This is a genomic window from Psychromonas sp. B3M02 (assembly GCF_003318165.1).
GTDB lineage: Bacteria > Pseudomonadota > Gammaproteobacteria > Enterobacterales > Psychromonadaceae > Psychromonas.
In genome coordinates this window covers 58,160-68,830 of the sequence record NZ_QOCB01000033.1, presented here as the reverse complement: position 1 = coordinate 68,830, position 10,671 = coordinate 58,160, and the positions used below count along the sequence as shown (strand labels likewise).

General features: G+C 38.5%; 11 protein-coding genes. All 11 read right to left on the bottom strand.

The annotated features are described in order from the left end of the window. Positions 1 to 102: 102 nt before the first annotated feature. The gene (gene rpoS, locus DS885_RS04930) at positions 103 to 1,083 is read right to left on the bottom strand and encodes an RNA polymerase sigma factor RpoS (RefSeq protein WP_181817698.1); all 981 of its coding nucleotides are present in this window, start codon (positions 1,081 to 1,083) and stop codon (positions 103 to 105) included. A gap of 108 nt (positions 1,084 to 1,191) precedes the next feature. Next, the gene (locus tag DS885_RS04925) at positions 1,192 to 2,025 is read right to left on the bottom strand and encodes a peptidoglycan DD-metalloendopeptidase family protein (RefSeq protein WP_258546847.1); all 834 of its coding nucleotides are present in this window, start codon (positions 2,023 to 2,025) and stop codon (positions 1,192 to 1,194) included. A 6-nt stretch (positions 2,026 to 2,031) separates the two neighbouring features. Further along, a complete protein-coding gene (locus DS885_RS04920; RefSeq protein ID WP_181817697.1) occupies positions 2,032 to 2,613 on the bottom strand; it encodes a YqaA family protein in 582 nt (193 codons plus the stop codon). A gap of 79 nt (positions 2,614 to 2,692) precedes the next feature. Further along, positions 2,693 to 3,439 (bottom strand): 5'/3'-nucleotidase SurE, encoded by a 747-nt coding sequence (surE, locus tag DS885_RS04915; protein WP_113818285.1) that lies wholly within the window; start codon positions 3,437 to 3,439, stop codon positions 2,693 to 2,695. Next, positions 3,436 to 4,479: a tRNA pseudouridine(13) synthase TruD gene (truD, locus tag DS885_RS04910; protein ID WP_113818284.1), complete on the bottom strand. Its 1,044-nt coding sequence runs from the start codon at positions 4,477 to 4,479 to the stop codon at positions 3,436 to 3,438. Before truD ends, surE begins: the two co-directional genes overlap by 4 nt. Next, the gene (gene ispF / locus DS885_RS04905; RefSeq protein ID WP_113818283.1) at positions 4,476 to 4,958 is read right to left on the bottom strand and encodes a 2-C-methyl-D-erythritol 2,4-cyclodiphosphate synthase; all 483 of its coding nucleotides are present in this window, start codon (positions 4,956 to 4,958) and stop codon (positions 4,476 to 4,478) included. The genes truD and ispF overlap by 4 nt, the downstream gene beginning before the upstream one ends. Before the next feature lie 59 nt (positions 4,959 to 5,017). Further along, positions 5,018 to 5,698 (bottom strand): 2-C-methyl-D-erythritol 4-phosphate cytidylyltransferase, encoded by a 681-nt coding sequence (gene ispD / locus DS885_RS04900; protein ID WP_113818282.1) that lies wholly within the window; start codon positions 5,696 to 5,698, stop codon positions 5,018 to 5,020. Further along, on the bottom strand, positions 5,691 to 5,981 hold the full coding sequence (gene ftsB / locus DS885_RS04895; RefSeq protein ID WP_181817696.1) for a cell division protein FtsB: 291 nt from the start codon (positions 5,979 to 5,981) through the stop codon (positions 5,691 to 5,693). The genes ispD and ftsB overlap by 8 nt, the downstream gene beginning before the upstream one ends. A gap of 100 nt (positions 5,982 to 6,081) precedes the next feature. Then, positions 6,082 to 6,648, bottom strand: a complete 567-nt coding sequence (locus DS885_RS04890) for a phosphopyruvate hydratase (protein ID WP_113818281.1) — start codon at positions 6,646 to 6,648, stop codon at positions 6,082 to 6,084. A gap of 720 nt (positions 6,649 to 7,368) precedes the next feature. Then, positions 7,369 to 8,667, bottom strand: coding sequence for a phosphopyruvate hydratase (eno, locus tag DS885_RS04885; protein WP_113818280.1), 1,299 nt, complete (start codon positions 8,665 to 8,667; stop codon positions 7,369 to 7,371). A gap of 122 nt (positions 8,668 to 8,789) precedes the next feature. After that, positions 8,790 to 10,427, bottom strand: a complete 1,638-nt coding sequence (locus DS885_RS04880) for a CTP synthase (protein WP_113818279.1) — start codon at positions 10,425 to 10,427, stop codon at positions 8,790 to 8,792. Between the last annotated feature and the right edge of the window lie 244 nt (positions 10,428 to 10,671).

Below are 10,671 nucleotides of genomic sequence, written 5' to 3'. Positions count from 1 at the left end.
TGATTGGTATTATTTAGTGTGATTGGTATAAATTTTTTTAAATAAAAAAACGCATCCGAAGATGCGTTTTTTATTTTCCAGCTTAATTATTTATTAGCAAGTTTACGATTGAAATAATGAATCAATAGATAAACCCTGTGCCGATAAAACTGAGTGCAAAGATTTTAAGGCTTCCACTTGAATTTGACGAACTCGTTCACGTGTTAAGCCGATCTCTTTACCTACGTTCTCTAAGGTATCCGCTTCATACCCTAACAAACCAAAACGTCTTGCTAAAACTTCACGTTGTTTTGGTTGAAGATCTTCAAGCCAATCTACAATACGTAATTTCATATCATTGGTTTGCAGACTGTTTTCCGGTGTATGATCTGTACTATCCGGGATAATATCTAATAAGTCTTTGTCAGCGGTTGTGCCAAGCGGGCTATCAACTGAACTAATTCGCTCATTGAGCTTTAATATTTTAGACACCTCTTTTGCAGGCACATCTAATTCTTTAGCAATATCTTCAGGTGTTGGTTCATAAGCCAGTTTATGGGCTAGTTCACGTGCGGTACGTAAATAAACATTAAGTTTTTTGACAATATGAATCGGTAAACGAATCGTACGTGTTTGATTCATAATAGCGCGCTCAATGGTTTGACGAACCCACCAAGTAGCGTAGGTTGAAAAACGGAACCCTTTTTCAGGATCAAATTTTTCCACGGCGCGGATCAAGCCTAAGTTACCTTCTTCAACAAGATCCAGGAGTGATAATCCACGATTGTTATAACGGCGAGATATTTTCACCACTAATCGCAAATTACTTTCTATCATACGTTTACGTGCCGCTTGATCACCTCGCTGGAGACGACGTGCGTAGTAAACTTCTTCTGAGGCAGTTAATAATGGTGAATAGCCAATTTCTCCTAAGTAGAGTTGGGTAGCATCCATTACTTTGTGTTTTTGATTGGTTTCAAAAGTACTTGAATTAGACTCTTTTTCAGATGACTTTTGCATATTAATCTCATGCTGTTCATCATCAAAATGCATCTGTGAATTATAATCAAGTTTATCTAAACTTACTGAGGCTGTTCCTACCATGGTTAAAACTCCTTTTAACTCTATAATATTTCGAACAAACTCCATGTAGATGAGCCTAATTAATTGTTTATACCTTTAAACAATCAATTATCTGTGCTCTTTGCATCGCTACCTTTTTGGTAAATAACGTAAAGGATCAACAGACTTGCCTCGATAACGAATATCAAAATGTAAATAAACGCTATCTGTGCCACTGTCTCCCATCACGGCTATTTTCTGGCCCATCTTCACTTGTTCATTCTCTTTAACGAGCAGTTTGTCATTATGCGCATAAGCACTTAAATAATCGTAGTTATGCTTAATGATCACGAGGTTTCCATATCCTCTTAAACCACTCCCTGCGTATACAACCTGACCACTAGCTGCCGCATAAATAGAGGTGCCTCGGTCATTTGTAATGGATATGCCTTTCATACCCTGTGTTGAATTTGCAAATGTTTTAGTTAATTTCCCTTCACTTGGCCAACGCCAATCGGATACCTTTTTAGCAACCGGCTGTGAAACAGGCTTTTTAGTCACTTTTTTATCAACAACTTTTGCAGGATATGCTTTTGTTGATTTTTTAACAACCTTTACTTTTTGATTTTTTGCACAGCTTTGCCCTAAACAACCATTTGAGGCCACTTTTTGCTTATTTTGTGAAACAGTCGAAACTTTTTTGCTGACATTTCTAAGTGTCAATACCTCTCCTTGTCTAATAATATAAGGTTTTTTGAGGTTATTTCGCTTAATAAGCGTGTTTACGTTCATTTTTGCACGCCAAGCAATGGAATACAGCGTATCGCCTTTTTCCACTATATAGGTAGCTTGTCCTGGCGAAATGCTTTGTCCTGTTGCAACATAAGGCTTAGGAGTCGAAGTCGCATCATAAACAGGTGCTCGACCACTTTGCCCAGAACAAGCAGTTAATAGTACAAAAGTGGCAGATAATAGATATTTCACTGTTATTTAGTGCTTAATTGTAAAATATAAAATAACCGCCGCTATAATAGTTACCCAACCTAATGCATCGATGTATTTACTTAATTTCGTTTCCATTTTCTCTCCCCCTAGGACCATCAATCCAGCAACTAAGAAGAAGCGCATCGCTCGCCCAACTAATGCAGTTAACATAAATGGCCAAAATGCCATGCTCATAACACCTGCAGTTACAGTAAAGACTTTAAATGGAATAGGTGTAAAACTCGCGATAAAAATCACTAAAACGCCCCACTCACTAAACCACGACTGTGCTGTTATCATTTTGCCTTGATAATGCATTGCTTCAATAAAAGGTAATACCACAGGGTCATATAATGCGCTACCCAAGTAATAACCTAGGGCACCACCTAGAACAGAAAAAAGTGTTGCGCCAAAAGCAAACTGCCATGCTTTTTCTCGTTTAGCCAATGCCATCGGTGCCAGCATAATGTCTACTGGAATAGGCCAAAATATAGACTCTATAAACGCCGTGAGATAAAGATAAAATGGCGCATATTTATGTTTTGACCAAAGCATTACTTTTTCATATAGGGGGGCAAATATTTTCACTTAGTTTCTCTTTTTAGGTTATTGGCTTAACTATCAGCGCTTAAAGGTGTCGGCTTAAGCGGTCATTACTAATGTTCAATCAAATCTCTTTTAACCATTTATCAACCATAGGCAACTGCTCTATCGCGGTTAAGTCGACTTTGATTGGGGTAATTGATACATAACCATGCTCAACGGCATGGAAGTCCGTGCCTTCACCTGCATCTGCAATATGCCCTGGAGGCCCAACCCAAAAAATTTCACGCCCTCTAGGGTCAATACTTTCTTCAATCATCTCTGCTTGATGACGTTTGCCTAAACGCGTCACTTTAATCCCTTTAATCTGCTCAAAAGGTAAATCAGGTACGTTAATATTAATAACTTGATGTTGTTCCAATGGCGAAACCAACAAATGCTCTACTAATTTTTTAGCATAGCGAGCGGCACTTTCGTAATGCTCAGTACCATCTAATGAAACAGCAACAGCTGGTAATCCTAAAAATCGTCCTTCCATTGCAGCAGCAACAGTCCCCGAATACAACACATCATCGCCCATATTGGCACCAGCATTAATACCAGAAACGACCAGTTTAGGCGGGGTTGAACAAAGCTTATTTAATGCTAAATGCACACAGTCAGTAGGTGTGCCATTAACCGATATAAAGCCATTATCTAATTGATGCTTTCTTAAGGGGTGCTCCAGTGTTAATGAATTACTAGCGCCACTATGATTACGCTCAGGAGCAACAACCATAGTTTCAGTGTCATCAATTTGACTCAAGTGCTTGTGTAACGCAGACAATCCTGGTGCTAATACACCGTCATCATTACTAATTAATAGCATCATATATTTATCTCAATAAGCTCACGAATTACACTGGTTGCATAACAACCCGACGGTAAATAAAATGACAGTGTTAATGTTGCTTGATCATTCCATTGATAACTAAACTGCTCAGGTATTAATAATAACGGGCGTCGCTCTTGCTTTAACCCTTCTTTTGCTAACCCTGCTTGTAAATCAGCAAACTCCTGTAAACAATTTAATTCATATTCTTGTGCATCCTCGCTTGAGGTCAATTCACCTTTACCCCATAAAGGTGCTGTTAAGCAGACCTCTCGTTGAGATAGACGTTGCAAGGTTTGTTCCGATAAATCAGGTAATGGAAAAAAAGATCGATTCGCAACAAATTGCACACAGTCTCCTAATAAAGGAGAGGCTTGTAAATTATCTTCAATACGCTGAGAAATAACACGGTTAAACAGGTAACTTCGCGCTGCGCTCAGATACATACCACGTTTAAATCTATCTTTTATTTTGCGACCATTAAACATTTGCAGTGCGGCATTGACATTATGACCGTCAAAACCGAAACGTTGATTACCAAAATAATTAGGAACACCATGCTGAACTTTATCGAGTACTTTCTGTAATTGCGCTTTATCAGACACCTCACGCAAAGTAATGGTGAAGTTGTTACCAGATAAGCATCCTGTTCGTAGCTTTTTATTATGGCGAATCACTTTTAAAATACTGACACCAGGTGATTCAAAGCAGCTAAAGTCTGGGGTTATTTTTCCAGGAATATATAAAGAGAACCATTGATAAGTCTCTGCTTGGCGATCTTTTAAGCCTGCATAGCTTACATTCTTAGCAGCAATCCCTGCAAATTTTGCTAGTTGCCTAGCTAGGTAATCAGTATTTTCACCTACTTTTTTAACCCATAAACAAACATGCTCACCTTCACCGGTTAATTCAAAATCTAACTGCTCTTCTACGCGAAAGTCTTCACAATGTTGTTTAAAGCGACCTGTACAAGTGGGTTTCCCATAAAGGTAATTAAAGTCTAATGGGTATACCTTTTTGTCAGGCTGCAACTCACTCATTGTGCATCCTTTAATAAGATCACTACCGCATGTGAAGAGATGCCTTCTTTTCGCCCCATCGGACCTAACTTCTCTGTCGTGGTTGCTTTGACATTGATATTTCCTAGGTCGGTATCAAGTAAACGTGTTAGCTCTGCACACATATCGGCAATGTGTGGCGCCATTTTAGGAGCCTGTGCAATGATGGTGATATCAGCATTACCTAAACGGTAACCTTTATCCTTAGCTTGTTGATATACATTAACTAATAATTCTCGGCTATCGATGCCTTTAAAAGCATCATCATTATCAGGAAAGTGACGGCCAATATCACCTAATGCTAACGCGCCAAGTATCGCATCACACAGAGCGTGGATCGCTACATCACCATCTGAATGAGCCAGTAAACCTTGAGTGTAAGGGATCTTTACACCTGCAATGGTAATTGGGCCTTCGCCACCAAACTTGTGTACATCATAACCATGTCCGATACGGATCATAAATATTCCTTAACAATGTGTATAAAATTAACCGTGTGTTTTAAATGTAAAAATATGTATTAAATTTTTGAGAGATAGAATTCCGCTAATAATAAGTCTTCTGCTTGTGTGACTTTAATATTATCACTACGCCCTTCAATAATTGAAACACTCCCACCAGATAACTCTATGGCTGACGCTTCATCGGTAATCAGGTGCTGCGCTTCGATACTAGTAATAGCATTAATTAGCTGTTGGTTTTTAAACATCTGCGGCGTTAATGCATGCCACAAATTATCGCGATCGACCGTATGTTTAATCTGTTGTTCAGGATCGCTACGTTTCATAGTATCACGCACTCGATAAGCCAACATTGCACCGCTATCATGTTGTTGAGCATGATCGAGCAGTTTATCAATGTCGGTGGCTTGTATACAGGGACGAGCGGCATCATGCACTAAGACATAATCAGTGACAGGTAATGACTTTAATGCACTTAACACTGAATCTACACGCTCTTTACCGCCTTTAACCATACTCAATTTAGGGTGATTAGCAACGCTCAAGTTATTAAACCACTGATCATTATCAGCAATAGAAACAACCACTTGATTAATATCAGGGTGTGCTAAAAAGGGAGCAAGACTATATTCTATAATCGTTTTATCTAAAATCGTTAAATATTGCTTAGGAATGTCCGAACCAACACGCTTACCGATGCCGGCAGCAGGCATCACCACAGAAAAACAGGGCTTATTCATCTAACTCTCCGCCTTTAGGAACGATACGGAAAAATGTTTCGCCTTCTTTAATTAGCCCTAGTTCATTGCGGGCTCGCTCTTCTATTGCTTCAGTGCCAGTTTTTAAATTATCAATTTCAGAGAACATCATTTGATTACGTGTCGTGAGTTCTGTATTACTTGCCGTAGCGAGATCAACGGCTTTTCTATATTCTCGATTATCTTGCAGCCCATTTTTACCAAACCATAAATGGTACTGCAATAAAGAGAAGAGGAAAACAAACACAAATAACAGTAAGCGCATGATAAGTAAACTCAATAATAAAAAGTTAATCATCCCATATTACAAGGAAAATTAACATTAGCTCAAGCATGCTAAATTAGACTGTGCTTAATTATTTTGCCTAACGTGATTTTTTCCAAAAAAGTAATTTGCTCTCTAATTGTGGGAAAAGCGGATGGAAAAATAGCTTATGAGTCATAATTAAACCAACAATCGCTTTGATAACAATCATTTGATCGATGCCTAGTAAATAATAAGCATAGCCGCCAACAAAAGCAGATATCCACATAAAAAACTGGAAAAGTCGGATTTTTTTAACACTCAGCGCGGTTAAAATAATCGCAAAATCAACCCAAGTTAATAACAGTCCTAAAGATGGATTAGCCAGATAATCATTCACTGAGAAGTAAGTTGCGTAAGTTAAAAAAGCGATCATAATGACTAAGATAATCAGAGTGATACGGCGTGATAATTCAGTAAAATCACATAAATAACGGTATAAGGTCACGCTTCCCACCACTAGGTTCAGCAATACCTTTGGCATTACACCAATTAAAATCCCCCAGGAAACATCATTAATGACTGATAAAAAGGAAGCTAAGCGTATGTTTTTCATGCCATTAAAGACCATTAAAAAGACATAAAAGAAAACACTAGTCCAACCAAGGATCTCAATAACTACAGGCATTACTTTTCCACCACTACATTTAAAAAATGCGCATTTTACGCTGACTTTAAGCATTAAGATATGATTTAAGCTAAATCCCCAGGGGATTAGAAAGGTTTAATGCGCTTTCACCTAACCTTTCACCAAACAGCAGGCAAAAAAATCCCCACCAAAGTGAGGATTTAAATCTTAAGATTTATAAATCATATTCTATTTAAAGAGTTACTGACCTTTAGCTTCTTTAAGACTGAAGTAATGAGGTGCTTTGCACCTAACCTTTCGCCAAACAGCAGGCAAAAAAAATCCTCACCGAAGTGAGGATTTATAAGTCAAAGTAGAATACTTTCCTTAACCGAAGTTAGGAAATAATATTACTGACCTTTAACTTCTTTAAGACCGTTGTATGGTGCTTTTGAACCTAGCGCTTCTTCGATACGTAGCAGTTGGTTGCCCGTAGTTAACAAAGAGTAGTAATACGATCAGAACGGCTTAATGCTCTTTCACCAAATAATAGTTAAAAAAAATCCCCACCGAAGTGAGGATTTATAAGTCAAAGTAGAATACTTTCCTTAACCGAAGTTAGGAAATAATATTACTGATCTTTAACTCATTTAAGACTGAAGTAATGAGGTGCTTTGCACCTAACCTTTCACCAAACAGCAGGCAAAAAAAATCCTCACCGAAGTGAGGATTTATAAGTCAAAGTAGAATACTTTCCTTAACCGAAGTTAGGAAATAATATTACTGACCTTTAACTTCTTTAAGACCGTTGTATGGTGCTTTTGAACCTAGCGCTTCTTCGATACGTAGAAGTTGGTTGTACTTAGCAACACGATCAGAACGGCTTAATGAACCAGTTTTGATTTGGCCAGCAGCTGTACCAACAGCTAGGTCAGCGATAGTTGCATCTTCAGTTTCACCAGAACGGTGAGAGATAACAACTGTGAAACCAGCGTCTTTAGCCATTTTGATTGCAGCTAAAGTTTCAGTTAAAGAACCGATTTGGTTGAATTTGATTAAGATTGAGTTAGCAATACCGTTGTCGATACCACGCTTAAGAATCTTAGTATTTGTTACGAATAGATCGTCACCAACTAATTGAACTTTATCGCCCATTAGTTTAGTTTGATGTGCGAAACCATCCCAGTCAGACTCGTCAAGACCATCTTCGATAGAAACGATTGGGTACTGTTCAGTAAGATCTTTAAGGAAGAAGTTGAACTCTTCTGAAGTGAATTTTTTACCTTCACCTTTAAGGTCGTAGATGTTTGCTTCTTTATCGTAAAACTCAGATGCAGCACAGTCCATCGCTAGTGTAATGTCTTTACCTAGCTCGTAACCAGCGTTTGCAACAGCAACTTTGATTGCAGCAAGTGCAGCTTCGTTAGAAGCAAGGTTTGGAGCGAAACCACCTTCATCACCAACAGCAGTTGAGTGACCGTCAGCTTTAAGTACTTTAGCAAGGCTATGGAATACTTCAGCACCCATACGTAGACCTTCACGGAAGTTAGCAGCGCCAACAGGTTGGATCATGAATTCTTGGATATCTACAGAGTTATCTGCGTGTTCACCACCATTGATGATGTTCATCATTGGAAGCGGCATAGAGTAAACACCAGAAGTACCGTTTAGGTCAGCAATGTGAGCGTATAGTGGTACTTTTTTAGAGATTGCAGCAGCTTTAGCAGCAGCTAGAGAAACAGCTAGGATAGCGTTTGCGCCAAATTTAGCTTTGTTTTCTGTTCCGTCTAGGTCGATCATGATTTGGTCAAGCTCAGCTTGTGCTAGTGCATCTTTACCAGCTAGTGCTTCAGCGATTGGACCGTTTACAGCTTCAACAGCTTTAAGTACACCTTTACCTAGGTAACGTGCTTTGTCGCCGTCACGTAATTCAAGTGCTTCACGAGAACCAGTAGATGCGCCAGATGGAGCAGCAGCCATACCGATAGAACCGTCTGCTAGATGAACTTCAGCTTCTACAGTTGGGTTACCACGTGAATCCATGATTTCACGACCAAGTACTTTAACGATGTTTGACATGATTTTTCCTTTGTTTTAATAAAAATAAATTTTAAAAATTCTTCATTACAAGCTGTGATTTGTGACCACAGCCTTTTAATGTGTAATTTTTTAACAAACTAATGCGATCGGGTCAACAAAAACTATGAAAAACGACCTTGTTGATGATCTATCGCAGCTTTTATAAACCCTTTAAATAAAGGGTGACCATCGCGTGGTGTTGATGTGAATTCCGGATGGAATTGCGCAGCAACAAACCAAGGATGATTTGGGTTTTCAATGATTTCTACTAGTTTCTTATCTTCTGATAAACCAGTGATCTGTAAACCCGCTTTCTTAATTGCTGGTAATAGGTTGTTATTTACTTCATAACGATGACGGTGGCGCTCAAATATTTCCTTGCTACCGTACATTTCCAATACTTTAGAGTTACTCGCTAGATGACACTTCTGCGAACCTACACGCATTGTACCACCTAAGTCCGAATCTTCAGTACGTTGTTCAACTTCACCTGATTTATCAATCCACTCAGTAATTAAACCAACCACTGGGTTTTCTGATTTTTCATCAAACTCTGTTGAGTGTGCATTTTTAAGACCTGCTACATTACGAGCAAACTCAATTAATGCCACTTGCATACCTAAACAGATGCCTAAATAAGGTATCTTATTTTCACGTGCATATTGTGCTGCAAGAATTTTACCTTCAACACCACGCTCACCAAACCCACCAGGGATTAAGATCGCATCAACACCTTCAAGAACAGATAGTCCTTTAATCTCAACATCTTGTGAATCAATGTATTTAATCTTAACAGTGGCAGCATTTTTTAGACCACCGTGTTTTAACGCTTCATTCACAGATTTATATGCATCTGGCAATTCAATGTATTTACCAACCATACCAATGATCACTTCACTGGTTGTATTTGCTTCTTCTGCAACTACTTTTGACCATTCGCTTAAATCAGCTTCAGGACAATCTAAACCAAAACGTTCAACACAGATTTGATCTAACCCCTGTTGTTTTAATAAAGCTGGAATTTTATAAATTGAGTCAACATCACGTAATGAAATAACTGACTTCTCTTGAACGTTACAGAATAAAGCAATTTTTGCGCGTTCATTCGCAGGGAAGCTCACTTCACTACGACAAATTAGAATATCAGGTTGAATACCTAGACTACGTAACTCTTTTACCGAATGTTGCGTTGGTTTAGTTTTTACTTCACCCGCTGTTTTTAGATAAGGTAAAAGTGTTAAATGCATGAACATTGCATTTTCACGACCGACTTTTAATGCCAATTGACGAATAGCTTCAAGGAATGGCTGTGACTCAATATCACCTACTGTTCCACCTAGCTCAACAATAGCAACATCATGTCCTTCACCACCAGCAATAACACGTGCTTGGATTTCATTAGTGATATGAGGGATCACCTGAATAGTAGCACCCAGGTAGTCACCACGACGCTCTTTAGCTAATACGTCAGAATAGATTCGACCTGTTGTAAAATTATTGCGTTTAGTCATTTTGGTACGAACAAAACGTTCGTAGTGACCTAAGTCAAGATCCGTTTCAGCACCATCGTCAGTCACGAATACTTCACCGTGCTGAATTGGGCTCATTGTGCCCGGGTCAACGTTAATATACGGGTCAAGTTTTAGAATCGTTACGTCTAAACCACGCGCTTCTAAAATTGCGGCAAGAGAGCCTGCAGCAATACCTTTACCAAGTGATGAAACAACACCACCAGTTACGAATATATATTTTGTTGTCATAATAACCCTGAGCCATTAAGAAGAAAAAGAGTGTTAATTTTATTCACCAATAAAAAAATCACACGCAAAAATAGCCTAACTTGTTAATTATTAAAGTTAAGATTTTTAAAGTGTGACCGCTTTATCAAAATGGAAGAAAATTGAACATTTAGATGGGAGAGCAGTATATCAACTACTGTGATTCCCGACAAACGATAAAAACACTTTAATGCATAAATGGTATTTTTTTGAGAACAAAGTGCAC

Excerpts from the sequence above, each read along its gene's own strand:
- surE (WP_113818285.1), bottom strand. The coding sequence starts at position 3,439 with ATGATGCTATTAATTAGTAATGATGACGGTGTATTAGCACCAGGATTG.
- ispD (WP_113818282.1), bottom strand. The coding sequence starts at position 5,698 with ATGAATAAGCCCTGTTTTTCTGTGGTGATGCCTGCTGCCGGCATCGGT.
- eno (WP_113818280.1), bottom strand. The coding sequence starts at position 8,667 with ATGTCAAACATCGTTAAAGTACTTGGTCGTGAAATCATGGATTCACGT.
- rpoS (WP_181817698.1), bottom strand. The coding sequence starts at position 1,083 with ATGGTAGGAACAGCCTCAGTAAGTTTAGATAAACTTGATTATAATTCA.
- ftsB (WP_181817696.1), bottom strand. The coding sequence starts at position 5,981 with ATGCGCTTACTGTTATTTGTGTTTGTTTTCCTCTTCTCTTTATTGCAG.
- DS885_RS04880 (WP_113818279.1), bottom strand. The coding sequence starts at position 10,427 with ATGACAACAAAATATATATTCGTAACTGGTGGTGTTGTTTCATCACTT.
- DS885_RS04890 (WP_113818281.1), bottom strand. The coding sequence starts at position 6,648 with ATGCCTGTAGTTATTGAGATCCTTGGTTGGACTAGTGTTTTCTTTTAT.
- ispF (WP_113818283.1), bottom strand. The coding sequence starts at position 4,958 with ATGATCCGTATCGGACATGGTTATGATGTACACAAGTTTGGTGGCGAA.
- truD (WP_113818284.1), bottom strand. The coding sequence starts at position 4,479 with ATGAGTGAGTTGCAGCCTGACAAAAAGGTATACCCATTAGACTTTAAT.